This is a genomic window from Collinsella aerofaciens (assembly GCF_020181355.1).
Classification (GTDB): Bacteria; Actinomycetota; Coriobacteriia; order Coriobacteriales; family Coriobacteriaceae; genus Collinsella.
Genome location: NZ_CP084004.1, coordinates 97,918 through 122,578, shown reverse-complemented (window position 1 = coordinate 122,578; position 24,661 = coordinate 97,918). Strand labels below are relative to the sequence as shown.

Annotated in this window: 22 protein-coding genes; 18 read left to right on the top strand and 4 right to left on the bottom strand. The window is 61.8% G+C overall.

Annotated elements, in window-relative coordinates:
* The first annotated feature begins 99 nt into the window (after window positions 1–99).
* From infA to LCQ44_RS00440, 10 genes are all read left to right on the top strand, one after another.
* Window positions 100–318 (top strand): translation initiation factor IF-1, encoded by a 219-nt coding sequence (gene infA / locus LCQ44_RS00485; RefSeq protein ID WP_035137443.1) that lies wholly within the window; start codon window positions 100–102, stop codon window positions 316–318.
* A gap of 150 nt (window positions 319–468) precedes the next feature.
* Window positions 469–582, top strand: coding sequence for a 50S ribosomal protein L36 (gene rpmJ, locus LCQ44_RS00480; RefSeq protein WP_006363204.1), 114 nt, complete (start codon window positions 469–471; stop codon window positions 580–582).
* A gap of 14 nt (window positions 583–596) precedes the next feature.
* The gene (rpsM, locus tag LCQ44_RS00475; protein ID WP_022094275.1) at window positions 597–971 is read left to right on the top strand and encodes a 30S ribosomal protein S13; all 375 of its coding nucleotides are present in this window, start codon (window positions 597–599) and stop codon (window positions 969–971) included.
* A 14-nt stretch (window positions 972–985) separates the two neighbouring features.
* A complete protein-coding gene (gene rpsK, locus LCQ44_RS00470) occupies window positions 986–1,390 on the top strand; it encodes a 30S ribosomal protein S11 (protein WP_006235274.1) in 405 nt (134 codons plus the stop codon).
* Between the two features lie 19 nt (window positions 1,391–1,409).
* Window positions 1,410–2,006 carry a 30S ribosomal protein S4 gene (rpsD, locus tag LCQ44_RS00465; RefSeq protein ID WP_006235275.1) on the top strand — a complete coding sequence of 199 codons (597 nt, stop codon included), beginning with the start codon at window positions 1,410–1,412 and terminating at the stop codon, window positions 2,004–2,006.
* A gap of 32 nt (window positions 2,007–2,038) precedes the next feature.
* Window positions 2,039–2,980 (top strand): DNA-directed RNA polymerase subunit alpha, encoded by a 942-nt coding sequence (locus LCQ44_RS00460; RefSeq protein ID WP_006235276.1) that lies wholly within the window; start codon window positions 2,039–2,041, stop codon window positions 2,978–2,980.
* A 30-nt stretch (window positions 2,981–3,010) separates the two neighbouring features.
* The gene (gene rplQ, locus LCQ44_RS00455; RefSeq protein ID WP_225093815.1) at window positions 3,011–3,478 is read left to right on the top strand and encodes a 50S ribosomal protein L17; all 468 of its coding nucleotides are present in this window, start codon (window positions 3,011–3,013) and stop codon (window positions 3,476–3,478) included.
* Window positions 3,479–3,570: 92 nt separating this feature from the next.
* A complete protein-coding gene (truA, locus tag LCQ44_RS00450; RefSeq protein ID WP_055287449.1) occupies window positions 3,571–4,395 on the top strand; it encodes a tRNA pseudouridine(38-40) synthase TruA in 825 nt (274 codons plus the stop codon).
* A gap of 161 nt (window positions 4,396–4,556) precedes the next feature.
* The gene (locus tag LCQ44_RS00445) at window positions 4,557–5,597 is read left to right on the top strand and encodes a glycosyltransferase family 2 protein (protein WP_225093814.1); all 1,041 of its coding nucleotides are present in this window, start codon (window positions 4,557–4,559) and stop codon (window positions 5,595–5,597) included.
* Window positions 5,598–5,729: 132 nt separating this feature from the next.
* Window positions 5,730–6,167, top strand: coding sequence for an arginine repressor (locus tag LCQ44_RS00440; RefSeq protein WP_006235280.1), 438 nt, complete (start codon window positions 5,730–5,732; stop codon window positions 6,165–6,167).
* A 189-nt stretch (window positions 6,168–6,356) separates the two neighbouring features.
* On the opposite strand, the gene LCQ44_RS00435 is transcribed toward LCQ44_RS00440, so the two are convergent.
* A complete protein-coding gene (locus LCQ44_RS00435; protein ID WP_225093813.1) occupies window positions 6,357–8,552 on the bottom strand; it encodes a transglycosylase domain-containing protein in 2,196 nt (731 codons plus the stop codon).
* A gap of 162 nt (window positions 8,553–8,714) precedes the next feature.
* On the opposite strand from LCQ44_RS00435, the gene LCQ44_RS00430 reads away from it, so the two are divergent.
* The 5 genes from LCQ44_RS00430 (at window position 8,715) to LCQ44_RS00410 (ending at window position 16,705) form a co-directional block, all read left to right on the top strand.
* Complete coding sequence (locus LCQ44_RS00430; RefSeq protein ID WP_225093812.1) at window positions 8,715–10,673, top strand: U32 family peptidase; 1,959 nt, start codon at window positions 8,715–8,717, stop codon at window positions 10,671–10,673.
* Between the two features lie 96 nt (window positions 10,674–10,769).
* Window positions 10,770–11,981, top strand: a complete 1,212-nt coding sequence (tyrS, locus tag LCQ44_RS00425) for a tyrosine--tRNA ligase (protein WP_195503621.1) — start codon at window positions 10,770–10,772, stop codon at window positions 11,979–11,981.
* 385 nt (window positions 11,982–12,366) lie between these two features.
* The gene (locus LCQ44_RS00420) at window positions 12,367–14,187 is read left to right on the top strand and encodes an adenine deaminase (RefSeq protein WP_225093811.1); all 1,821 of its coding nucleotides are present in this window, start codon (window positions 12,367–12,369) and stop codon (window positions 14,185–14,187) included.
* A 198-nt stretch (window positions 14,188–14,385) separates the two neighbouring features.
* A complete protein-coding gene (locus LCQ44_RS00415; protein WP_225093810.1) occupies window positions 14,386–15,180 on the top strand; it encodes a Cof-type HAD-IIB family hydrolase in 795 nt (264 codons plus the stop codon).
* Window positions 15,181–15,538: 358 nt separating this feature from the next.
* Entirely contained in the window at window positions 15,539–16,705 is a 1,167-nt protein-coding gene (locus tag LCQ44_RS00410; RefSeq protein ID WP_225093809.1) for an IS110 family RNA-guided transposase, read from the top strand.
* 141 nt (window positions 16,706–16,846) lie between these two features.
* On the opposite strand, the gene LCQ44_RS00405 is transcribed toward LCQ44_RS00410, so the two are convergent.
* The 3 genes from LCQ44_RS00405 to LCQ44_RS00395 all read right to left on the bottom strand — a co-directional run bounded on the left by LCQ44_RS00405 (window position 16,847) and on the right by LCQ44_RS00395 (window position 19,561).
* Complete coding sequence (locus LCQ44_RS00405) at window positions 16,847–17,689, bottom strand: Cof-type HAD-IIB family hydrolase (RefSeq protein ID WP_225093808.1); 843 nt, start codon at window positions 17,687–17,689, stop codon at window positions 16,847–16,849.
* Window positions 17,690–17,776: 87 nt separating this feature from the next.
* Window positions 17,777–19,195, bottom strand: coding sequence for a citrate synthase (locus LCQ44_RS00400; RefSeq protein WP_225093807.1), 1,419 nt, complete (start codon window positions 19,193–19,195; stop codon window positions 17,777–17,779).
* 78 nt (window positions 19,196–19,273) lie between these two features.
* Window positions 19,274–19,561 carry an ACT domain-containing protein gene (locus tag LCQ44_RS00395; protein ID WP_006235289.1) on the bottom strand — a complete coding sequence of 96 codons (288 nt, stop codon included), beginning with the start codon at window positions 19,559–19,561 and terminating at the stop codon, window positions 19,274–19,276.
* A gap of 306 nt (window positions 19,562–19,867) precedes the next feature.
* Between LCQ44_RS00395 and rpmE the strand changes: the two genes are divergently transcribed.
* From rpmE to prfB, 3 genes are all read left to right on the top strand, one after another.
* Window positions 19,868–20,293 carry a 50S ribosomal protein L31 gene (rpmE, locus tag LCQ44_RS00390; protein ID WP_006235303.1) on the top strand — a complete coding sequence of 142 codons (426 nt, stop codon included), beginning with the start codon at window positions 19,868–19,870 and terminating at the stop codon, window positions 20,291–20,293.
* A gap of 346 nt (window positions 20,294–20,639) precedes the next feature.
* Window positions 20,640–23,447, top strand: a complete 2,808-nt coding sequence (gene secA / locus LCQ44_RS00385) for a preprotein translocase subunit SecA (protein ID WP_225093806.1) — start codon at window positions 20,640–20,642, stop codon at window positions 23,445–23,447.
* The gene (gene prfB, locus LCQ44_RS00380) at window positions 23,447–24,595 is read left to right on the top strand and encodes a peptide chain release factor 2 (RefSeq protein WP_225093805.1); all 1,149 of its coding nucleotides are present in this window, start codon (window positions 23,447–23,449) and stop codon (window positions 24,593–24,595) included. The genes secA and prfB overlap by 1 nt, the downstream gene beginning before the upstream one ends.
* The last annotated feature ends 66 nt before the right edge of the window (window positions 24,596–24,661 follow it).

Below are 24,661 nucleotides of genomic sequence, written 5' to 3'. Positions count from 1 at the left end.
TCCATTTAGTTGTGGAGCCATTACGAAGTTATTACGATGCGTGCATACGTGTTGTAGAATACTCAATCGCTGTCGTTTTCTAGAGAAAGATGATTGCTTGTGAAGAAGGAAGACGCAATTGAGCTCGAGGGTACGGTAAAGGAACCGTTGCCCAACGCCATGTTTAAGGTCGAGCTCGAGAACGGTCATTCGGTTCTGTGCAACATTTCTGGCAAGATCCGAATGAATTACATCCGTATTCTCCCCGGTGACAGGGTTGTCGTGGAGCTTTCCCCGTACGACCTGACCCGCGGCCGCATCACCTATCGCTACAAATAGCGGCACGCATACACGCACTCCATTTCCGACTGCAGGCTTAGCTCAACCTACGGTCGGATTGTGTGTGAAGACCAGCCATAGTTTTAAACGCCTGCGGCTGGGCGAGTAGATAGTAGGGAAGTAGTTTGAGCGCTACCGAAAGGAAGAACGATGAAGGTACGTCCTTCGGTCAAGAAGATGTGCGATAAGTGCAAAATCATTAGGCGCCATGGCAAGGTCCTCGTCATTTGCGAGAACCCCCGTCATAAGCAGCGTCAGGGTTAAGAGAGGAGACTACGTTGGCCCGTATTAATGGTGTCGACCTCCCGCGTGAGAAGCGCGTTGAGATCGGTCTGACCTACATTTACGGCATCGGCCGCACCACTGCGACGAAGATTTGCGTCGAGTGCAACGTTAACGTGGATACGCGCGTTAAGGACCTCACCGAGGATGAGGTTAACGCCATCCGCGATTATATCGATAAGAACCAGATCATGGTTGAGGGCGACCTCCGCCGTGAGCGCAACCAGAACGTCAAGCGCCTTATGGACATCGGCTGCAACCGCGGCCTTCGTCACCGCAAGGGCCTCCCGGTCCGCGGCCAGCGCACCCACACTAACGCTCGTACCCGCAAGGGCCCGAAGCGTCAGATCGGTGCTAAGAAGAAGAAATAAGGAGCGCTAGATAGATGGCTACTGCTAAGAAGAACGTTCGCGCTGCCCGTCTGAAGCGCGCGGACCGTAAGAACATTTCCGTGGGCCAGGCTCACATTCGTTCTACGTTCAACAACACGATCGTTTCGATCACCGATCCCCAGGGCAACGTCATTTCCTGGAAGTCGGCTGGCCAGGTGGGCTTCAAGGGCTCCCGTAAGTCCACGCCGTTCGCTGCCCAGATGGCTGCCGAGGCTGCTGCCAAGCAGGCCATGGAGCACGGTATGAAGAAGGTTTCCGTCTTCGTCAAGGGCCCCGGCTCCGGTCGTGAGACCGCCATCCGCTCCCTCCAGGCTGCTGGCCTCGAGGTCTCGAGCATCCAGGACAAGACCCCCATTCCGCACAACGGCTGCCGCCCCAAGAAGCGTCGCCGCGTGTAACTGAAAGGATCGTATCAATATGGCAATCGACAGGACTCCTGTTCTTAAGCGCTGCCGTCAGCTCGGGATCGATCCCGCTGAGCTCGGTTACAGCAGCAAGAAGGAATCTATCCGTCAGCCCAAGCGCCGTCGCAAGGAATCTGAGTACGGCATGCAGCTGCGCGAGAAGCAGAAGGTCAAGTTCATCTATGGCGTTCTGGAGAAGCAGTTCCACGGCTACTTCAACAAGGCCCGTAAGATGAACGGCGTCACCGGTGAGAACCTCATGATCATTCTTGAGTCTCGCCTCGACAACGTCGTCTTCCGTCTTGGCTTCGCCCGCACCCGCAAAGAGGCTCGTCAGTCCGTCCGTCACGGTCACTTCACCGTGAACGGCAAGCGCGTGGACATCCCGTCCTACCGCGTCAAGGCCGGCGACGTCGTCGCTGTCGGCGAGAAGTTCCGTGACCTCCTCCCCATCAAGGAGGCCCTGATTTCCTCCGAGCGCTTTGAGGTCCCTGGCTGGCTCGAGGTCGATATCGAGAAGCTGTCTGGTAACGTGCTCGCTCTGCCGACGCGTGAGCAGATCAGCGGTGATATCAACGAGCAGCTCATCGTCGAGCTCTACTCTAAGTAGTCCATCCGGGCTGCTGAGGCTGGAGGTAATACATGTCAGAATTCATTAGGCCTCAGGTTCAGGTCGAAGAGATCAACGAGACGTCTGCTCGTGTCTCCGTCGAGCCGCTCGAGCGTGGTTACGGCGATACGCTGGGTAACTCCCTTCGTCGCGTTCTTCTGTCCTCGCTCGAGGGTGCCGCCGTCGAGGCTATTCAGATCGATGGTGCGCAGCACGAGTTCATGACCATCCCTAACATGGTCGAGGATGTCACCGACATCGTCCTGAATGTCAAGGGTCTTGTCTTCAGGGCTCTCGGCACGACCGACGAGGCGACCGCCACCATCTCGGTTGACGGCCCCTGCGAGGTCACCGGTGCGGACTTCTTTATTCCGTCCGAGTTTGAGCTGGTCAACCCCGAGCAGCACATTGCTACGCTCACCGAGGGTGGCCATCTCACCATGAGCATGCGCATCGGCTATGGCCGCGGCTATGTTTCTGGCGAGGCCAACAAGCGCGACAACGATCCCATCGGTGTGATCCACGTCGACTCGCTGTACTCGCCGGTTTCCCGTTGCGCCAAGCTCGTTGAGGCTTGCCGTGTCGGTCAGCACACCGACTACGACCGCCTTGTCCTCGAGATCGAGACCAACGGCTCCATCGCCCCGCGCGACGCCGTGGTCCAGGCTGCCAATATCATCAACCAGCATATGGCCGCCTTTATGAACCTTGCCGAGACCCCCGAGGTCGAGGAGGAGGCTTCGATCTTCGCTCCCGAGGTCACCAACGACAACGCCGAGCTGGACAAGCAGATCGAGGATCTGGACCTTTCCGTCCGTTCCTACAACTGCCTTAAGCGCGCCAGCATTCACTCGGTCCGTCAGCTCGTTGAGTTCTCGGAGAACGATCTGCTCAACATCCGTAACTTCGGTGTTAAGTCGATCGAGGAAGTGAAGGACAAGCTTGAGTCCATGGGCCTGAGCCTGAAGGCTTAATGCTTCGCATATTTGAGGAGAAACTAGACCATGCGTCACAACGTTAAGAAGGGCCTGAAGCTCGGCACCGATGCGAGCCACACCAAGGCCATGAAGAAGAGCCTTGCTAAGGCCCTCTTCGAGAACGACCGCATCAAGACCACCGAGACCCGCGCTAAGGCGCTGCGTTCGGTCGTCGATCCGATCATCACTTGGGCCAAGAAGGGCGACCTGCACTCTCGTCGTCTGGCTATCGCCAAGCTCGGCGATAAGCAGCTCGTTGCCGAGATCTTCGACAAGGCTGCCCAGGGTATGTGGCAGGATCGCAACGGCGGTTATACCCGCATCATGAAGCTCGGGCACCGCAAGGGCGACAACGCTCCCATCGTTATCATGGAGCTCGTCACCGAGCCTTGCACGCCTAAGGCCAAGAAGGCTGCTCCGGCCCCCAAGAAGGCCGCTGCTCCCAAGAAGGTCGAGGCTGCCGAGGAGGCTCCTGCTGAGGAGACCGCTGAGTAGACAATCCGTCTGCATAGGCTATATTCGAGGGGTACGTTCGCGTACCCCTCTTTTTTTGTCGAAATGCCATTGCCTGTTTGTTGGGAGCGCCCATGACCGCGCCGTCTGATTTCAATTCGATTCCAGAGCTCGATGCCACGCTCGTTTTCCGCGTGGCATACGATGGCTCGTCCTATAGCGGCTTTGCCGAGCAGCCGGGACAGACGACGGTTGCGGGTGAGCTGCGTCGAGCCATCGAGACGCTGCTTCGCCGTCCGATCGATCTGACGTGCGCGGGTCGCACCGATGCCGGCGTGCATGCCGTGGCTCAGTACATCAGCGTGCCCGTAACGGACGCTGAGCTCGCCCTAACGCGCCGTAGGTGGCTGCGGGCTATGGATGCCCTGCTGCCCAAAGATATCGCCATCAACGAGGTCTACAAGGCCCGTAAAGGCTTTTCTGCACGTTTTGACGCGCGTTCCCGTACGTATACGTACCGTATTGCCGATCGAGATGCGCGCCCCGTGCTGTCCCGCGGTGCGGTGTGGTGGCATCGCTATCCCTTGGATGTTGAGGCTATGTCTGCTGCCTGCCCCGCGCTGCTGGGCGAGCAGGACTTTAAAAGCTTTTGCAAGGTTGCTTCTGCCGTGGGCAAACCTACGCACCGCTGCGTAATGCGCGCCGAGTTTGGCCATGAGGTTGCGTTTGGCGAGGACATCCTGACGTTTACCATCGAGGGCAATGCGTTTCTGCATTCGATGGTCCGTACGATCGTTGGCACGCTTGTCGCGATTGGCATGCATCGCCGTGAACCCGAGTGGATGCGCGAGGTCATCGATGCTTGCGACCGTACCGCTGCGGGCCCCACGGCTCCTGCCTGCGGCCTTACGTTTATGGGCGTGGATTACGATCCCGCCGAGCTTGTCGTGCTCGACTAGGGGAGGGCTCGGCGCGTCGTGCGTCGGCACCTGTCATCTGTGGGCTGCGCGTGTGCAACATCTGTTCTTGGCGTGCAATACAACCGGTGTCTCATTGCTTTTATTGCCGGGGTGTACCATGAACGACAGTTTGATTCACTGCTGTCGAGAGGACGGATAACTTGGTTCGACGTGGCTCGCATCCGCGACTTTCGGTGATCCTTGTGGTAGAAGGTTCGCTCAGCTATGCGATGCGTGCGCTCGAGAGTATCCAGAACCAAGACCTCTACGATTTGCAGATTGTCGTTGTCTGTCGCGATGCTGCGCCCGGTGTGCGCCATTCGCTTCAAGTTGCTGCCGACAGGGACATTCATATTGATTTGATTGACGTCGAGGACGCGAAGCGCGGCGCTTGTCTTCGTGCCGGTTTTGCTGCCTCGCGCGGCTCTCAAATCATCGCTATGAACGCCGATGAGTGGTTTGCTCCGCAGTCCCTTTCCAAGATGGTCAATATCGCGTGCGATTCTACGGCAGACATAGTGCTCCCCACGGTGTCGCTCGACCGCTATGATGCACATCGAGAGCGCCATTCGCGCGTCTTGGATGCTGCTCATATTTCCATTGATAGCAAATCTTCGATGGTGGCCGGGCTGCCTCAGTTGATTTTAGGCGGCCTAGTCGTTCAGACCTCTGGTGTGATGTACAGCCGCTCGCTGTTTGAGGCATGCCTTTTGTGCGACAAGGTGTTTCGCACAGTTGGGTTTATGGCATGCGCGCTTTCGCAGACACGATGCGTGTCCGGCTGCGGCGATGCTTGTTTCCACACGGCGGCACCTAAACTTACAGATGCCTTTGATCCCACCATGTATGCCAAGGTATCCGATGACACTCGAGCGCTCGACGAGCTTGCGGACTCACTCTCGGAAGCAGACAGCGGTGGTCGGCTCAAGCTGGCAAGCCAAAAGTTCTACTTTGCCGGACTGGTCGCCTGCATCGAGAATTTGTGTCTGAGCCCGCATGGGGTGTCGTCAATCGAGCGTTCCGCCCGCATGCGTGATATGCTCGATGCGCCTCGAACCCGTCAGATGGTCGCCGCGCTCAAGGATAACCATCGGGGACTCGGTTTGTTGTTTGGGCCGATCGCCAGCGCCAAGCCCGCGCGCTGCGTGATGTGTACGCATCTGGCAGCTTTTCTTAACCGGACGGGCGCAAAAACCGCCTAAACGGCTCATTTCGAAACAAATTTGCATAGAATTGTTTCGAAATGCGTTCTTATACACAAAAGCCTTCAAATAGCGTTAAACTATTCAGTCACTGATTGATTGTCTCCGCCATCTTTTGGAGAGAGGGTTTGTATGGCTAAAAAACGCAATGGGCGCCAGGATGCCATTAGAGATATTGTGCGCAATAAGGACGTCCGCACGCAGCGCGTGCTGGTCGATGAGCTCCGCGCTATGGGCTTTGATTGCACGCAGGCGACTGTCTCTCGCGATATTGCCGATATGGGGCTGCGTAAGCTCCCCGAGGGTATCTATGTTCTGGCAGAGGACCTGCACCTGCAGCGTATGGTTTCCGAGCTCGTAACGGGCGTTCTGCGCACCGATAATCTGGTTATGATCAAGGCTCAGCCTGGTACGGCTTCCGGCATCGCCGCCGCCGTTGATGCGGCAGAGTTGCCCGATGTGCTTGGCTCGCTTGCCGGCAACGATACGATTTTGGTTATTGCCCAGACGGCCGAGGACGGCGAGCGTCTCGAGGCGCTGATCAATAAGCTGAGCAATTCTCGCAAGTAGGCGTGCGGGTCGTGCGCTCGGCACTGTGTGCGTGACATGGTGGCTTGTAAGGGGGTATCGACGTTGGTCGGTACCCCCTATATTGTTTGCCGGTATAAAGGCCGTCCACCAGGTCGCTTTAAACTAAAAGGCCCCCGAGCACTTTAATAAGCTGCTCGGGGGCCTTGTTGCTAATGGCCGGATGAATTTCTAGCCAACCGTATCGTCAGGCGTGGGCGAGGGGTCGGGAGTGGGTGTAGGCGTAGGCGTAGGCGTGCCGCCATCGCCGCCGGTCGAACCACCAGTGGAGCCGCCCGTCGAGCCACCGGTCGTACCGGTGCCGCCGGTGGTGTCGCCGCCTGTGGTCTCGGTGGTCGTGGTCGTCGTTGTCGTCGTTGTGGTTTCCTCTTCGTCCTCGTTCTCGTCCTTGTCGTCGTTCTCCGTCTTCTTGGTGTTGTTGGTGCCGTAGAACTTCCAGACGCTGTTGTTCTTGTAGGTGGGCGCCGTTCCGGTCGCAAACTCCTCGCGCTCGGTACCGGTCAGAACGGTGTTCATAAACCGCTTAAAGACAGGCAGGTTGGTGCTGTCGCCCAGCAGGTCTGTGCCGTATTTTTGGATAGGGATCTCGCCCGCGGAATAGCCGGTCCACAGAGCGCACGCCAGCTGCGGGGTATAGCCGCAGAACCACAGGTTGGTGGTGTTGTCGGTGGTGCCCGTCTTGCCGGCATAGGGCTGGTTGACGCTCAGGGCACCGGCAGCACCCGTACCGCCGCCCTGCATGACGCCGGACAGAACATCGGTGACCGCGGCGGCCTCGCCCTCGGTAAGCACCTGTGAGGGATTGTCGGTGTGCTGGTACAGCACCGAACCGGTACGAGAGTCAATCTCGGTGATGGCGATCGGCTGGCGATAGTAGCCGCCGTTGGCAAACGTCGCGTAGGCGGCGGCCATCTCGAGCGGCGAGATCGAGCCGGTGCCGAGCGTCATGACGGGAACGTCCTCGATGTTGTCCTTGGCGGGATCGATGCCGAGCTTTTTGACGAGCGAGATGATCTTGCTGTTGCCGACGGCTTCCGCCACCTGGATGTAGCCGGTGTTGGAGGAGTATGCCGTCGCCTGCTTAAGCGTGATGTTGCCATAGCTATGGTTGGCGTAGTTTTGGACCTCGGTCGTGGTGCCCTTGGCCTTGAGCGGCGAGTTGCAGTTGAGGGTGACGTTGGGGTTCATGCCGTTTTGGATGGCAGTTGCCAGTGTAAAGGCCTTGAAGGTGGAGCCGACGGGACGCTTGGCCGTGGCATGGTTTACGTGGTTCTCGTCGGCGTTGTAGTCGTAGCCGCCCACCATGCACTTGATGTAGCCGGTCTTGGGGTCGACGACGACCATGCCCATGTCCAGGCCGTCGAGTGAGAGCGTGTCGAGCTGCTCGCGGACGGCATTCTCTGCCACCTGCTGCATCGTGGGGTCGATGGTGGTCTTGACGGTCAGGCCGCCCTTAAAGAGCACGTCGGTCGAGAACTCCTGCTCCAGCAGCTGCTTAACATAGGCGACAAAGTAGGGCTGCGAGTATACGTCGACGCCGCTGCCCGAAATCTCGGTCACGTTGAGGGTGATGGGCTCGGCCTGTGCGGCATCGTGCTCCTCCTGGGTGATGTGGCCCAGGCGCAGCATGTTGTCGAGGACCTTGTTGCGGCGAGACAGTGCCAGGTCGGGATTGACCGTGGGGTCGTACTGCGAAGGCGAGTTGGGAAGGCCGATGAGCAGCGCGGCTTCGCTCAGGGTGAGGTCGGCGGCGCTCTTGGATAGGTAGGTCTCGGCGGCGGCCTCGATACCGTAGGCGCCGTGGCCGTAATAGATGGTGTTGAGGTACATCATGAGGATCTCGTCTTTGGAGTACATGTCCTCCATCTTTACGGCGATGTAGGCCTCGCGCACCTTACGCTCGATGGTCGAGTCGAACTGCTCCTCCTGCAGGATGGTGTTGCGCACCAGCTGCTGGGTGATAGTCGAGGCGCCTTCGTGCCCGCCGCCGAGGGTTGCCACCGCAGCACGCGCGATACCCCACAGGTCGATACCGCCGTGCTCGTAGAAGCGCTCGTCCTCGACGTCAACGGTGCCCTGCAGCACGTAGGGGGAGACCTCGTCCTTGGTGATGGACTTGCGGTTTTGCGTGTAGAAGCTTGCGATCTTGTTGCCGTTGCAGTCGACGATCTCGGTGGGCTCGCTCACCAGATACGCGTTGGCGTCGGTGTAGTCGGGCAGATCGGACAGCCAGCGGTTGACGTTGCCGACCATGCCGATGCCAAACGCCACGCCCGCGATAAGCAAAAAGCCCAAAAACGAGAGCAGGATTATGGGCAGGGCATGCGTCTTTGAACGGCTGCGTCCCTGTCGTTGGCGAGGACCCATATATTGACCTCCAGGTATGTCGTGCCGGACGGCGGATGTGCCGTCGGGGCAGGATGGACATAAGTTATTACACGATAAACCAAACGGGGCGCGCGAGGCCTCGTGTATGCTGGAAGACGGCATTTTTCAGAGTGAATGCATACCTTGGTAAGGAGTTTGCCGATGGCGATTCGGGCGATGGGGCCGAGCGGACAATACGAGACTGGATTGGATGCTGCCGGTGTGGCGCTGCCCGAGCTGCTGGCGCCGGCGGGCGGGCTCGACCAGATGCTTGCGGCCATCGCCGCGGGTGCCGATGCCATCTATGCGGGGTTGGGCGGCTTTAACGCCCGCGTGAGCGCGCATGGCTTTACGGATGACGAGTTTGCGCGCGGCTGCGCCGTGGCGCATGCCCATGGCGTGCGCGTGTACGTGACGCTCAACGTGTTCGTGTTTGACGATGAGTTGTCCGACGCGGTGGCGTTGGGAGCTCATGCACTGGAGTTGGGCGCCGATGCTCTGATTGTCGCCGATGCCGGGTTGGCCTGCGCGCTGCGCGCGGCGATTCCCGGGGTCGAGATTCACCTGTCCACGCAGGCGGGCGCTCATAGCGAAGGCGCCGTGCGGCTTGCCGCCGATGAGCTGGGGGTCGAGCGCGTGACGACGGCACGCGAGCTGACGGTCGACGAGATTGCGGCGCTATGTGCCACGGGCGTGCCCATCGAGGTATTCTGCCACGGTGCGATTTGCATCGGCTATTCGGGGGCGTGCGAGTTCTCGGCCCTGCGGCGTGGGCGCTCGGCGATGCGCGGCGACTGCACGCAGCCGTGCCGTCTGGCGTACGACCTAGTGGACGAGGCGGGACAGAGCGTTGTTGCCGTCGAGGGAGATCGCCTGCTGTGCCCGCGCGACTATCTGGGTATTGCACATCTGCCTGAGCTTGTAGATGCCGGCGTGGCGTCGCTCAAGATCGAGGGGCGCATGAAGAACCCCGATTACGTATTCAACGTGGTACGGGTGTGGCGCCGGGCGCTCGATATGCTGCGCGACGGCGCGTGGGACTCCGGTGCCGTGGAAGAGCTTGAGCGCGAGCTGGGAAGGTCGTTTAACCGTGGGTTTACCGATGCGTACCTGCGAGGGCGTTCGGGTGCCGGGCTGATGAGCTTTGAGCGCGCAATTAACCAGGGCGTGCGCGTGGGGCGCTTGGTCGCTGTGGGCCACGAAGAGGTGACCGTTGAGCTCGACGCCGCTGTGGCGGCGGGTGACACGCTCGAGATTCGGTTCTATCCGGGTGTCGACACGCGTCCCGATGTGCCCAAGCGCTGGCCGCAGGTGCCCTGCCCGGTGGATGCCGCAGCGGGGAAGCGCGTCGTCGTGCATTGCAAGCGTAAGGTGGACGCGGGCTGCGAGGTATACCTGATTCGCAGCGCCGGCGTGTTGGATCAGACGGCGGCGGTGTTGGAGCGCATGCGGGCCGAGGCGGATGCGATTGCGCCCGTTGCGCGTGCCGTTGAGGTGCTGCCCTTTGAGGGCGTTGCGGTGGATGGTGGTGCGTCGACGGAGTTGGTGGAGTGCGCGGTTCCCGCTCGCATGGTTTTTGCTTGGCAGCTGATGGATGCCGACCCGCGCGGAGAACTCGATTTGTCCGACGCCGTTGTGGTGCTTGACGAGGTGTGCCGCACGGGTGACGCTGACCGGACCCGCTCACTGATGCAGCGTGCCGGGTGCGTCGTCTGCCGCAACCTGGGACAGGTGGTGATCGCTCGCGAGCTGGGCGTGACATTTGACGTGGCGGCGCCGGTGTTCTGCGCGAATCGGGCCACGCTTACCTGGCTGCGCGGACTCGGTGCGGGGCGGGTGTACTTGCCGGCCGAGTTGCTCGGCAATGATGCGGAGCGTATTGCCGAACTGGCTGCTGAACCCGGCGTCTTTGGTCCGGTCGACGCCGACCGTCCCGAGCTTATGGTGTGCGAGCACTGCCTGCTGACCGCCGAGGGCGTCTGCGCCACCGATGCGACGGGACAGGTCCGTTGCCGCGACTGCTTGCGTCGTCGGCAGGTGCGCTATCTGGTTGAGCGTGACGGTACACGTCTGCCAGTTGCCATTGACGCATGCGGCAGGACGAGGATTTTCCTGTCGTAGGTGCCGCGTCGCGTCAGTTTGTTATCATAAGAGAGTTTATGGACTTCCAGCACCGCCGTTTTCGGCGAGGGTGCTATAGCAAAAGGAGGATACCCAATGCTGTCTGTTGACGAGCAAATGCGTATCATCACCTCGGGCGCCGCGCAGATCGTTCCCGAGGCCGACCTTCGCAAGAAGCTTGAGAAGGGCGAGCCCCTCAACATCAAGCTCGGCGTCGACCCCACCAGCCCCGACCTGCACCTGGGCCACGCCGTGCCGCTGCGCAAGATGCGTCAGTTCCAGGACCTGGGCCACAACGTCACCCTCATCATCGGCAACGGTACCGCGTTGATTGGCGACCCTTCGGGCAAGAATTCCACCCGTCCGCAGCTTTCGCAGGAGCAGATCGAGGCCAATGCCGAGACCTACGTGAGCCAGGCCATGAAGATCCTGGATCCCGAGAAGACCACCATCGTGCACAACGGTGACTGGATCCTTTCGATGGATCTGGCCGGTCTGCTGCAGGTGTGCTCCAAGTTCACCGTCGCCCGCATCCTCGAGCGCGACGACTTTACCAAGCGCTACCAGTCTCAGACGCCGATCGCCCTGCATGAGTTCCTGTATCCCGTGATGCAGGCTTTCGACTCCGTGCAGATCAAGGCCGACGTCGAGATGGGCGGCACCGATCAGCTCTTCAACCTGCTCGCTGGCCGTGAGCTCATGGAGAAGATGGGCATGGAGCCGCAGATCGCGCTCACCATGCCGCTGCTCGAGGGCACCGATGGCGTGCGCAAGATGTCCAAGTCCTATGGCAACTACATCGGCCTGACCGACGCTCCCAAGGATATGTTCGGCAAGACCATGTCCATCCCCGACGAGATGATCGGCAAGTACTATCGTCTGGCCAGCTCGCTCACCCCGGCCGAGGTCGACAAGATCGACGCCGCCCTGGCCGATGGTTCTGCCGACCCCTACGAGCTCAAGCGCGCTCTGGGCCGCGACCTGTGCGACACCTACCACGGCGCCGGCGCCGGAGACGAGGCTCAGGCCGAGTTCGACCGCGTGTTCAAGGAGGGCCAGCTTGCCGACTTCCCCGAGAAGCATGTCGAGCTGACCGTCAACGACGAGGGCCAGATCTACCTCGCCGGCCTGCTCAAGAACTTGGGCCTTTCGGCGAGCGCCGGCCAGGCTCGTCGCGATATCGACGGCGGTGGCGTCAAGATCAACGGCAAGGCCGTGGCTCCCAAGAGCTACAACATCGATCCCAGCGCCCTCAAGCTGGGCGACACCCTTTCTGTGGGTAAGCGCAAGGGCTTCAAGTTGATTTAGTTCCGCCGTTCTACCGAACGGCGGACCGGCCGACGCTGCGCGGGCCGCATTTGGACAATCTGACGTTCAACTTCAAGGGCGCGACCAGAAGGTCAGCGCCCTTTCGTTTCACGTCACCTTGTCTCAAATGCGACCCGCTCGCTGGCGATGCCAAAACATCGGCGCTTCCGTGGTTGGCACTTGGGGACGTTCCTTTTGTGCCGGCACTTTGGGACACTCCTTGTCATTGGTGCAAAGTAACCTGCCCCCATTGCGCCAAGCGGCGTGTGCCGTTAAGCGGAGAGGCGTATTGTTGACCCATCGTTTGGGCATACAATGGCTATTGGCTTGCTGCGGTGAAGGTCTGTCCGCTCCGCAGCTTTTTTCTACGGTTAAAGGAGTATGTATGTCCGTTGAGGTCATGAGGTCTGTGATCGAGGCCGCCGAGGGCCGCGTGCCCGTCGACACGCTGTTTACCAATGCGCAGATCGTCGACGTATATGGTCAGCGTGTGGCACCCGGCAGCGTTGCCGTTAAGGACGGCGTGATCGTCGGCGTTTTGTATGACGGGCGCGACGATGCCGCTGGCACCTACGAGGCTGCCGAGGCCATCGACTGCCAGGGTCGCTACATCGCCCCGGGCTTTATCGACGGACATCTGCACATTGAGTCTTCGAACATCCGTCCCGCCGAGTACGCGCGTATGGCCGCCACGCGCGGCACCACCACCGCTATAGCCGATAGCCACGAGATTGCCAATGTTGCCGGTCTCGACGGCTTGCGCTTTATGATCGAGGATGGCCGCCGCGCGCCCATCTCCATCAAGTACATGATGCCTTCGTGCGTGCCCGCGCTGCCCGACGAGCAGGCCGGTGCCGTGATTACCGCCGCCGATATGCAGGAGTTTTTTGCCGAGCATCCGGGCGATGTCTTTGGCCTGGGCGAAATGATGAACCTGCCGGGCGTCTTTATGGCTGACTCCGAGACCTGTGCTCGCATCGATGCTGCCAACCAGACGCCGTCCAAGCAGGTCGACGGCCATGCGCCGCTCGTTGCCGGTAAGGACCTCAACGCCTATGCCGCAGCGGGCATTATCGCCGACCACGAGTCGACGATTCCCGAGGAGGCGCTCGACAAGCTGTCCCGCGGCATGTATGTGATGCTGCGTGAGGGCACGTGCAGCCACGACCTGGCCAACCTGTCTCCGATGCTGTTGGAGAATCCTTCCCGTGCCCGCCGCTGCTGCTTTGCGACCGACGACCGCGCTCCCTCCGATGCGCTTTCGACCGGTATGATCGACAACGCCTGCCGCGTGGCGATTGAGGCCGGTATCGACCCCGTGGTCGCTATCTCCATGGCGTCCCTCTCCACGGCCGAGGCGTTTGGCCTGGACCACGGTTGCCGCGACCCGCACGAACTGCGTGGCGCCATCGCCCCGGGCAAGCGTGCCGACCTGCTGGTGCTCAATGACCTGACGTTTGCCACGGCTCCGCATCGCGTATATGCCGCCGGTGCTCTGGTGGCGCAGGACGGCACCTTTGTGGGCGAGATCGCACCCGAGATGGCCGAGGTCGCGGCCCTTGCCGACGAGCTGCGCGCTTCCGTTAAGCTGCCGAAGCTATCGCTCGACGTGTTCGACTATGCCTTTAAGCCGGGCGAGGCTGTGATTGACGTGGTGCCGGGTAAGGCCATCACGGGTATGGTCCGTCCCGAGACTGACGAGGACTTGCGTCGCATTATGCTGATTGAGCGCCATGGCCGCGGCGTGTCGCTGCAGGCCGAGGGCGTCGATGGCGATGGCCCCGCTGGCCTGAGCCTGGTCGGCAAGCACATCGGTCGAGGCTGGGTGCGCGGTTTCACTATCACGGGCGGCGCCATTGCCTCCACGATCGGCCACGACTCGCACAACGTGTGCGTGGTGGGCGACAACGCCGCCGATATGATGGCCGCTGTTGAGGCCGTGGGCCAGGGTGGTCACGTGCTAGTGCGCAACGGCGAGGTCGTGGCGCGCATTCCGCTGGCGCTCGGTGGCCTGATGAGCGAAGGCACGGCCGAGGACGTTGCCGCGCAGCACGACGACTTTATGGTCAAGGCACGTGCCATGGGTATTGAGCCGCCGCTCGATCCCATCATGGGCATCATCTTCCTGCCCCTGCCGGTCATCCCGACGCTCCGCATCCGCCCCGAGGGCATGTTCGACGTCACGACCTTCACCTACGCGGACTAGTCATCGGGGACGTTCTTAAACGACTGGTCGTTGGGGTGACGTGTCGCCTGGCGCCGCGACCGTAGGACCTCTGGCATGTGTGAGCTATTTGCCAGGTCCTTGTAACGTTTACGCCCGCGGAGTCTTATTTGAGCTCCCTTTGGGTACGGTGATTTTGGATATACGTCCGATTCCATCAAGCCCGAAGGGAGCTTTTCTATGTTTAAACTGATTGCATCCGATATGGACGGCACACTGCTTGACGAAAACGGCCAGGTGCCTCCCGAGACCTACGAACTGATTCTGGCGCTACACGAGCATGGCGTGCATTTCGCCGCATCGTCAGGTCGTCGCTACGATCGCCTGTGCGAGTTCTTTGCGCCCGTTCGCGACAAGATGGACTTTGTCGCCGCTAACGGCGCCCAGGTCTACGCCGACGGTAAGATGGTAGACCGTGAGGTGTATTCCCACCTGGCGATTCGAAGGCTCGCCCAAGCCGTCAGGACGTTCCCCAATCTGCATCTTGCGCTCTTTGACCGAACCAAGTCCTTCCTGCTCGATGACGAGTGCAAGTTCGTGCGTGAGGTCGATAAGGACCTTCCCAATGCCGAGCGTATTTGGGAGCTGCCCGATCCCAGCGTAAATATCATCAAAGCGAGTATCTTTTGCGACGACAGTGCGGTTATGGACAGTGCGTACGTGCTACAGCGCGAACTTGGTCAGCTCTTTACTTTTGCGCCTTCGGGCAACGCGTGGATCGATGCCATGCAGCCTGGTGTGTCGAAGGCCTCGGGTATCGCGCAGCTCGCGGAGCATTACGGCATTGGTCGCGACGAGGTCATGGCGTTTGGCGATTCGATGAACGACTACGAGATCATTCGCTTTGTCGGCACGGGCTGCGCCATGCAAAACGCGCGTCCTGCGCTCAAGGCGGTTGCCGACCGCATCGTGGGCTGCAACCGCGACCATGCCGTCCAGCAAGAACTTCGCCACGTGCTGGAGAGCCTCGCCTAATCCTGCAGTTAGGGACACTCCTTGCGGTTTTTCGGGGTAGCTAATTTGGGACGGGGCTATTTTAGCTACCCCACTAGCGGGTAGCTAAAATAGCCCCATTACAGTTTGAGCCGTCCGAAAGGGCGGCTCTTTTCCGTTGCACGGTTATACGATTGAGCCGTACCGGTGGTCGCTGGCCGACCGCCCCGGACGGCCGTCAGCCCCTGCCCCGTAGAGGGCCCGGGACGTGTTGCCGCCGGGGCGGGAGGGGCCGCGGGGAACGACTGATAGAGATGTGCCGGGCCCGGACCGGGCCACGGCGGGGTAATGTGGGTGTCGCTTCCGCGGCTAACGGCCGGCTCAAGGGAGAGGATACACCATGCCTGCAGCAGAGACGCCCGTGGCCTACCTGGGGATCGACGTCGGGAAGAGCTCGCACAGCGCGTGCGCGCTCGATGCGGGAGGGGGCGTCGCCTTCAGGGCCGAGCTGGCAAACAGGCCCGACGACATCGACCGGCTGCTCGAGCGGGCCGGCTCCGGCGCGCTGGTCGTCGTCGACCAGAAGCGAAACATCGGCGCACTGGTCCTCGCGCGCGCCCATGCGCACGGGAACCCCTGCGCCTACCTGCCCGGATATGCCGAGAAGCAGGCCCGCGGGATGTTCCCCGGCATCGCGAAGACCGACGCCATCGACGCCGAGGTGATCGCGCGCACCGCGCTCGGCGTGCCCCGCGCCCTCAGGCCGGCGCCCGAGGAGCCCGAGGGGACCGCCTCGCTGCGGATCCTGTCGTCGCAGCGCGAGTTTGCGTCGTCCGCCAGGACCCGCGCGAAGAACAGGCTGCGCGCGACCCTGCTCGAGGCCGACCCCGCGCTCGAGGGCGCGGTCGACCCGTCGAGCCGCTGGCAGGTGTCGATGCTGGCCGAGTTCGGCGGGGCCGCCGGGTGCTCGGCCGCCGGCTGGCGCAGGTTCTCGAACGCCGCCAGGCGCGCGGGCGCCCCCGCGGCGGGGGCCAGGAGGCTCTGGGAGGCGCTGCTGGCCTCGTCGCGCTCGGGAAGGCGGCTCCCGGCCGGCGAGGACGTCGCGGTCCGGATACTCGCCCGGGAGATAGCCTCCCTCGACGCCGACATCGAGGAACTCGACTCGCTCGTGGCCGACTCGCTGGCGGGCGACGAGGTCTACGAGTGCCTCCTCACGGTGCCCGGGATCGGCCCCAAGACCGCCGCGGCGCTGGTGACGTCGATCGACATATCCGCGTTCAGGGGGCACGACGAGCTCGCGAGCTATTGCGGCGTGGCGCCGTCAGACAGGCGCTCCGGGAGCAGCATCAGGTCGACGTCGCCTCAGCACGGCGGGAACAGGCGGCTCAAGAACCTGCTCATATTCAGCTGCAACTCCCTCATCGGCACGGACAACAGGTTCGGGAGGTACTACGGGGAGTGCAGGGCGAGGGGGATGAGGCACAGCAAGGCGCTGAAGGCGGTCGCGAGGAAGAGGCTCAAGGTCATCTACGCGATCATGCGCGACGCCGTCCCGTACGCGGCCTAGCGGGCGGCGGGATCAACCGAAGAGGAAACCAAGCGGGGGCGCCAGATGCCCGGATGCGTCATGCCGAAATGGCGCGAAGCACGCGGTTGACAAAACTATAGAGACACGTCCCAAATTAGCTACCCCGCTGGGTTGCTGCTGCTAGGCGAGGGCGACCATGATGGCGCGGGCTACGCCGTCGTGGTCATTGTCGTACTCGGTCACGGCGTCGGCGGCCTCGCGGTCCTCGGGCTCGGCGTTGAGCATGGCCATGCCGTGACCCGCTGCCTGCAGCATGGGGATATCGTTGATGTTGTCGCCGAAGGCCCAAGCGTCGGCAAGGGACTCGCCCAGATGCTCGCACAGCCATGTCAGAGCCGTTCCCTTGGTGGCGCCCTCGCCCATGACCTCGATATTCATTTCGTACGAACGCGTGACCTCGATCCCGTCGAGCGTGCCGAGCGCCGCCGCGATGGCGTCGCGGTCGGCGGGGTCGTGCCAGTACATGGCGATGCGCTCGAGCGTCTCGACCTCGTCGATCTTGCTGTCGACGTCCACGTCGATGGGCGTGCGCGTGCGCCTGAGCGAGCCGGCAATATGCGGGTCGCCGCCGCAGAACTCGTCCAGGCGCTCGTAGAGCGAGCGGGGGAGGAAGCACTGGCCGTCGGCGAAGATATCGAAGGTCACATCGTGGCCGGCGGCGATGCGATGGATGCGATGGGCGATGCCACGGTCGAGCGGTCGGCTCAAGATACGTTTGGCGCGTGAGGCATCGGTAGGCGCATCTTCGTCGAGCTGCCAGACGCTGGCGCCGTTGGCGCAGACCGCGTAGTGCACGGCGGGGTGGGCAAGGATGGGCTCAAAGACGCCCGACAGCGGACGGCCCGTGCAGGGCACAAACTCAATGCCGCGACGTGCGAGCTCATCGAGCATCGCCCAGGTGGCGTCGCTCATCTGCTTGTCGCTCGTCAGCAGCGTTCCATCCATATCGGAAAACACGATCATCTGATGTGGTCCTTTCCAAGAGACATAAAAAGCGTGGCCGAGGGCTTGGGGCCCTGGCCACACTCTGGATCTATAACGGTCCGCGTCCTAGCGGTCGGCGAGCGGCTTGTACTCTAGCGGCTCGATTACCGGGCGATATGCCGGGCGGATGATGCGGTGCGCGCAGAAGAGCTCTTCCATTCGGTGTGCCGACCAGCCGGCCATGCGGGCGACGGCGAACAGTGGCGTAAAGAGCGTCTCGGGCACGCCGAGCATCTTGTAGATAAAACCTGTGTACAGGTCGATGTTGGCGCAGATGGGCTTGGTCATGCCGTGGTCGCGCATCACCTGCGGCGCCAGGCGCTCGATGCGCTCGATGAGCGCGAACTCCTCGCCCAGGTCCTTTTTGGTCGCCAGCGAGCGCGCGTAATGACGGCAGACCTCGGCGCGCGGGTCGCTCAGCGTGTAGACAGCGTGGCCCATGCCGTAGATGAGGCCCGTGCCGTCGAAGGCCTGCTTGTCGAGGATCTTGCCCAGATAGGCTGCGACCTCGTCCTCGTTTTCCCAGTTGGAAACATGCGCGCGGATGTCCTCGTGCATGGACACGACCTTGGCGTTGGCGCCGCCGTGGCGCGGGCCCTTAAGCGAACCGATAGCCGCGGCGTAGGCGGAGTACGGGTCGGTAGCCGAAGAGGACAGCACGCGGCAGGCGAAGGTAGAGTTGTTACCGCCGCCGTGTTCGGCGTGCAGCATGAGCATCACGTCGAGCAGCATGGCCTCGTCGCGAGTGAACGCCATGCCGCCGCGCAGGACCTGCAGGATGGTCTCGGCGGTGGAAAGGCCGGGCGTCGGGTGCGGCACGTGCACCTCGGAGCCGCGACGCTTGGCGACCGATGCCATATGCGCGAATGCGGCGATGCGGGGGAGACGGGCGAGCATGGAGATGGCGACGTCGATCTCGTGCTCGGGCGTAATCACGTCGGGCTCGGCGTCGAAGGCGTAGAGCAGCAACACGGCGCGCTGAAGCACGTTCATGATGCTCGACGACACCGTGGTCATGGGGAACTCTTTGACGTACTCGTCGCTCAGGTGCCTAAAGGCGCCCAGGCGTCCGCAAAAGCCGTCAAGTTCCTCCTTGTTGGGCAGCGAGCCCGTGATGAGCAGGTAGGCGACCTCTTCGTAGCCATAGCGATTCTCGGCCTGGGCGCTGTTGACCAAGTCCTCGATGCTATAGCCGCGCAGCGTGAGCTTGCCCTGGTCGGGTACGACCTTGCCGTCGACCTTGTTGTAGCCGTGCACGTCCGAGATGCGGGTAAGGCCCGCGACCACGCCCGAGCCGTCGGCATTGCGCAGACCGCGCTTGACGTTATGCTCGACGAACAGATCCTCGTCGTAAGGGTCGGTCGGCAGGCCATAGTAGAGATTTTCGCTTTCGGGCGAAATCTGGCGGCTCGCTTCATAGTCCAGAACCAGGCGGCTCAGGTGATCGTCAAAGCGGTAATAGATTTTCTTGGCGTCGTAGGCCATGCGCGCTCCTCTCTATGCTGCGTCGGGACGGCGCGCTTGGGCGCAGACGCGCCAGCCTGTCCCCGGGCAGCCTGTTCGCTACAGGCGGTACATAAAGTTAAAAACATCCTCGCGTTGGATGGACACGTTGACGCCCGAAAGCTCGCCGGCCTCGGCCAGTGCCTTCTGCAGTTCGGCGAAGTCGAGCTTGGACTCGGCGGTGTCGGCCAGCATGGTCATGGTGAAGATGTCCTCGATAATGGACTGCGTAATGTCGCGGATGTCGACGTTGGCCTCGCCCAGAACGCGGGTGACGCCGGCGACGATGCCGGGGCGGTTCTTGCCAAGGACGGTGATGACGATACGGGAGGACGAGATCTCGGCCATGGGAAACCCTTTCGCGTGATTGCGGCGCGCGCGGGGCGCTCCGCTACGGTACAGTGTTCATCATTGTACCTGTCTGGCGCCAAAAGGGGTGTGCTTACTGCGGCGTTACACGTCTGCAACATGGGTGAAGGCTCGTCGGGGTGCGTGCTCGCTGCGGTTGGCCACGCCGCCCTGCACAAAGACCGTGAACCTTTTGTGGGACGCGCGACGCCGTGGTACCATAGCCAAGTTTGTTGTCTTGGTCGGAAACCAAGACGCCTTATGCGCTGATCGGTAACCAGCGCCTGACCAATAAGGAGTCCTACCATGAAGCAGGGTATCCATCCCCAGTATGTCGAGTGCACGGTGACGTGCTCCTGCGGCAACACCTTCAAGACGCACGCTACCGTGTCTGAGATGAAGGTCGAGCTTTGCAACGAGTGCCACCCGTTCTACACCGGCCAGCAGAAGTTCGTCGACACCGGTGGACGCGTCCAGCGCTTCGCCGACAAGTTCGGTGGCGCCGCTGCCGCCCAGCTCAAGAAGGCTGAGGAGGCCAAGGCTGCCAAGGCTGCCAAGGCTGCTGAGGCCGAGGCCGCTCGCAAGGCCGCCGCTGAGGCTAAGGCTGCCGAGAAGGCCAAGCGTGCTGCTAAGTTTGCCGAGGAGGCTGCCAAGCAGGCCGCCGAGGCTCCCGCAGAGGCTCCCGTCGAGGAGGCCGCTGCCGAGGCCGAGACCACCGAGGCTGCTGAGTAAATAGCTCGCCGCGGAATCACTCGCATTCATGGCATGAGGGCCGTGCATCCGTTTGGGTGCGCGGCCCTTTTCTTTTTATTGGTGCAGGCTAACCCGTTCCCATTGCACCAGATTGGTGCGAAGGGGACGGGTTGGTTTGCACCAAATGGCAGAGTGACGGCGTTTTCCCAGATAAAACCTGCCAAAATAAACCAGTCCCTTTTTGGCAGGTCGGTCGGGTCGTAGTTATTACGTGGCGGTCGAGGTCGACCGTATAGGCCGCGCCTTGTTTGGCTAAAGTACAATCATCTGTGTTTAACTCGCCCGCAGCTGCACGGCGTGGGCGATGGCCAAAAAGGAAAACCACATGGGATTCATGTCAAAGCTGCTGTCCTTTGGATCCGATAAGGACCTTAAGCGCTACTACAAGATCGTCGACCAGATCAACGGTCTTGAGCCCCAGTTTGAGAAGATGACCGAGGAGGAACTCCGCGCCCAGACCGATAAGTTCCGCGAGCGTTACGCCAACGGCGAGTCGCTCGATGACATGCTCCCCGAGGCCTTTGCCACCGTGCGTGAGGCTTCCAAGCGCACCATGGGTATGCGCCACTTTGACGTGCAGCTCATTGGCGCCATGGCACTGCACGAGGGCCACATCGCCGAGATGAAGACCGGCGAAGGTAAGACCCTCGTCTCCACGTTGGCCGGCTATCTTAACGCTATTGCCGGCAAGGGCGTGCACGTCGTTACTGTCAATGATTACCTTGCCAAGCGCGACTCCGAGTGGATGGGCCGCATCTACAAGTACCTGGGCATGACCGTCGGTCTGCTCCAGAACAACATGCCGCTCGAGCTCAAGCGCCCGGCCTACCAGGCCGACGTCACGTACGGCACCAACTCCGAGTTCGGTTTCGATTACCTGCGCGATAACATGGTCACCCGCCCCGAGCAGCGTGTGCAGCGCGGCCACAACTACGCCATCGTCGACGAGGTTGACTCCATCCTAATCGACGAGGCGCGTACCCCGCTGATCATCTCGGGCGCTGGCACCAAGTCCGCCAGTACCTACAAGGACTTCGCGCGTGCCGTGCGTGGCCTTGAGCGCGGCGAGGACGTGTCGCACGACATGCTCACCGCCACCGAGGACGTGGAGCCCACGGGCGACTACGTCATGGACGAGGCCAAGCACACCATTGCCGCCACCGAGCGCGGCCTTAAGAAAATCGAGCGCCGCCTGGGTATCGATGACATCTATGCCGATCTCTCCGGCCAGCTGGTCAACCACCTGCAGCAGGCGCTGAAGGCCCAGTACATGTTCCACCGCGATAAGCAGTACGTGGTCACCAACGGCGAGGTCAAGATCGTCGACGAGTTCACCGGCCGCATTATGGAAGGCCGCCGTTATTCCGAGGGCCTGCACCAGGCCATCGAGGCCAAAGAGGGCGTGCTCGTACGCGAGGAGAACCAGACCCTGGCCACCATCACCCTGCAGAACTACTTCCGTCTGTATGACAAGCTCTCCGGCATGACCGGCACGGCACTTACCGAGGACGCCGAGTTCCGCGAGATCTACAAGCTGCCCGTCGAGGTCATCCCCTCCAACAAGCCAGTGCAGCGCGTGGACCACGAGGACCTGGTGTACCGCACCATTCAGGCCAAGTACAACGCCGTTGCCGACGACGTCGAGCGACGCCACGCCAAGGGCCAACCGGTCCTGGTGGGCACCGTCTCCATCGAGAGCTCCGAGAAGCTGTCCGCCGCCCTTACCAAGCGCGGCATCGCACACGAGGTCCTCAACGCCAAGCATCACGAGCGCGAGGCCCATATCGTTGCCCAGGCCGGACGCTACGGCGCCGTGACCATTGCCACCAACATGGCCGGCCGTGGCACCGACATCCTGCTGGGCGGCAACCCCGACGAGCTGGTGCGCGAGCGCCTGGAGTATGAGGGCCTGACCATGGAGGACGTGACGCCCGAGCAACTCGAGCAGTTTAACGCCGAGGCCAAGGAGACCTGCAAGGCCGAGCGCGAGCGCGTGCTTGCCGCCGGCGGCCTGACCGTCATCGGCACCGAGCGCCATGAGTCCCGTCGTATCGACAACCAGCTGCGCGGCCGTTCCGGTCGTCAGGGCGACCCGGGCGAGACCCAGTTCTACCTGTCGCTCGAGGACGACCTCATGCGCCTGTTCGGCGGCGACAAGATGGACCGCGTCTCCAAGATGATGGTCACGGCTGACATGGGCGACGACATGCCTATCCAGCACAAGATCATCTCCAAGGCCGTCGAGAACGCCCAGCACAAGGTCGAGAGCATCAACTTCTCCATGCGTAAGAGCGTCCTTGAGTACGATGACGTCATGAACAAACAGCGTCAGGTCATCTACGCCGAGCGTAACAAGATTCTGGATGGCAAGGACCTGACCGACCACATCACCGAGGTCATGCACGACACGGTGTACCGCTGCGTCCAGGAGTTCTGCACCAAGGACAGCCACGATGGCGAGCGCGATCTTGAGGGCCTGCGCAAGTGGGTCGTGGAGCTCACCGGGCATATCGATACGCCGAAGTTCCCCGACGAGGACTTTGAGGCCCTGGCTGCCGATGTCCTGGCCTACGTTGAGAAGTGCTACAACATGAAGGCCGAGCGCCTGGGCGAGGACCTGATGCGTGAGCTCAACACCCAGGTCATGCTGCGCGTCATCGATACCCGCTGGATGAACTACCTGCAGGAGATGGACTACCTCAAGACCGGCATCGGCCTGCGCGGCTTTGGCCAGCGCGACCCGCTGGTCGAGTACAAGACCGAGGCCTACGGCGCGTTCCAGATACTCGTCGATACCATGTATGAGGATTACCTGCGCACGGTTCTGCGCATCGAGATCAAGGCTGCCCCGCGTGCCGTGGAGCACAAGGAGGAGCCCGCGCTCGAGGGCGCGCGCTTCTCCGGTCCTGCCGAGGTCGATGGTGACAACGGCGACTCGGTGCTGCGCAAGCAGGCGCAGGTGCAGGCCCGCACGGCTGTCCAAGGCGGACCGGCTGCCGTCAACAACGGTGGCAAGGTGACCACCTATCGCAAGTCCGAGAGCGACGATCCGTACGTCAACGTGGGCCGCAACGACCCGTGCCCCTGCGGTAGCGGCAAGAAGTTTAAGTACTGCCACGGCAGGAATCGTTAATGGCTGAGGCTTTAGAGGTAACGCCCGCCGAGCTGGACGCGTTCGCGGACCGGCTCGGCGAGGTCGAGTCGTATCTCCATTTGGACGAAAAGCGCACGCGCGTGACCGAGCTCGAGGCCAAAAGTGTTGCCCCTGGCTTTTGGGATGACGCCGACGCCGCCCGTGCCACCATGGAGGAGATCGCGCGTACCAAGGAAGATATCGCTGCCGTGGACACCGCGCGCGGCGAGCTTTCCGATGCCCGCGCCGCGCTGGAGCTTGCCGAGGAGATGGGGGATGACCCCGACGCCGCCGCCCTTCGCGAGGAGGCTGCAGCCACGGCTGAGCGCCTGGCCCGTGCCATCGATGAGCTTGAGCTTTCGAGCTGGTTTACCGGTGAGTTCGATCACGGCGATGCCATTGTGACCATCAAGCCCGGACAGGGTGGTCTGGAGGCCCAGGACTGGACCTTCATGCTCTTTAAGATGTACATGAAGTACTGCCAGCGTCGCGGCTGGAAGGTCACCATCAACGACTGTCCCGCGGCCGAGGTCATCGGCATTGACCGTGCGACCTTTACCGTCGAGGGCAAGGACGCATTTGGCATGCTGCGCGCCGAGGCCGGCGTCCACCGCTTGGTTCGCATTAGCCCCACCGACGACAAGAAGCGCCGCCAGACCACGTTTGCCGGCGTCGAGGTCATCCCCGTGCTACCCGATGATATCGACATCGAGATCAGTCCCGATGACATCCGCGTGGACGTGTACCACGCGAGCGGCCCGGGCGGTCAGGGCGTCAACACCACCGACTCCGCCGTGCGCGTGACGCATTTTCCCAGCGGCATTGTGGTCACCTGCCAAAACGAGCGCAGCCAGATTCAGAACAAGGCCGCGTGCATGCAGATCCTCAAGGCTCGCCTGTACGAGATTGAGCTCGAGAAGCGCGCCGAGGCGCTCGATGAGATCCGCGGACCCAAGACCACGATTGGTTTTGGCAACCAGATTCGCAGCTACGTGCTCTACCCGTACCAGATGGTCAAGGACTTACGCACGGGCGTGGAGACCAGCAATGTCGAGGCCGTCCTTGACGATGGCGACCTGGACCCGTTTGTTATTGGCTACCATCGCTGGGCTACCGGCAACGCTGACGCGGAGACCCCGTCTGCTTAAACCGCCCGGGTTTATGTGGAAATGGATTAAAAACCTCCGAGCGGTGTGGTTTTGTATCCAGAGCAA

Bases quoted from the DNA above. Each gene is read 5' to 3' on its own strand.
- rpmJ (WP_006363204.1), top strand. From the start codon at position 469: ATGAAGGTACGTCCTTCGGTCAAGAAGATGTGCGATAAGTGCAAAATC.
- rpsK (WP_006235274.1), top strand. From the start codon at position 986: ATGGCTACTGCTAAGAAGAACGTTCGCGCTGCCCGTCTGAAGCGCGCG.
- rpsD (WP_006235275.1), top strand. From the start codon at position 1,410: ATGGCAATCGACAGGACTCCTGTTCTTAAGCGCTGCCGTCAGCTCGGG.
- LCQ44_RS00460 (WP_006235276.1), top strand. From the start codon at position 2,039: ATGTCAGAATTCATTAGGCCTCAGGTTCAGGTCGAAGAGATCAACGAG.
- rplQ (WP_225093815.1), top strand. From the start codon at position 3,011: ATGCGTCACAACGTTAAGAAGGGCCTGAAGCTCGGCACCGATGCGAGC.
- truA (WP_055287449.1), top strand. From the start codon at position 3,571: ATGACCGCGCCGTCTGATTTCAATTCGATTCCAGAGCTCGATGCCACG.
- LCQ44_RS00440 (WP_006235280.1), top strand. From the start codon at position 5,730: ATGGCTAAAAAACGCAATGGGCGCCAGGATGCCATTAGAGATATTGTG.
- LCQ44_RS00435 (WP_225093813.1), bottom strand. From the start codon at position 8,552: ATGGGTCCTCGCCAACGACAGGGACGCAGCCGTTCAAAGACGCATGCC.
- LCQ44_RS00430 (WP_225093812.1), top strand. From the start codon at position 8,715: ATGGCGATTCGGGCGATGGGGCCGAGCGGACAATACGAGACTGGATTG.
- tyrS (WP_195503621.1), top strand. From the start codon at position 10,770: ATGCTGTCTGTTGACGAGCAAATGCGTATCATCACCTCGGGCGCCGCG.
- LCQ44_RS00420 (WP_225093811.1), top strand. From the start codon at position 12,367: ATGTCCGTTGAGGTCATGAGGTCTGTGATCGAGGCCGCCGAGGGCCGC.
- LCQ44_RS00415 (WP_225093810.1), top strand. From the start codon at position 14,386: ATGTTTAAACTGATTGCATCCGATATGGACGGCACACTGCTTGACGAA.
- LCQ44_RS00410 (WP_225093809.1), top strand. From the start codon at position 15,539: ATGCCTGCAGCAGAGACGCCCGTGGCCTACCTGGGGATCGACGTCGGG.
- LCQ44_RS00405 (WP_225093808.1), bottom strand. From the start codon at position 17,689: ATGATCGTGTTTTCCGATATGGATGGAACGCTGCTGACGAGCGACAAG.
- LCQ44_RS00400 (WP_225093807.1), bottom strand. From the start codon at position 19,195: ATGGCCTACGACGCCAAGAAAATCTATTACCGCTTTGACGATCACCTG.
- LCQ44_RS00395 (WP_006235289.1), bottom strand. From the start codon at position 19,561: ATGGCCGAGATCTCGTCCTCCCGTATCGTCATCACCGTCCTTGGCAAG.
- rpmE (WP_006235303.1), top strand. From the start codon at position 19,868: ATGAAGCAGGGTATCCATCCCCAGTATGTCGAGTGCACGGTGACGTGC.
- secA (WP_225093806.1), top strand. From the start codon at position 20,640: ATGGGATTCATGTCAAAGCTGCTGTCCTTTGGATCCGATAAGGACCTT.
- prfB (WP_225093805.1), top strand. From the start codon at position 23,447: ATGGCTGAGGCTTTAGAGGTAACGCCCGCCGAGCTGGACGCGTTCGCG.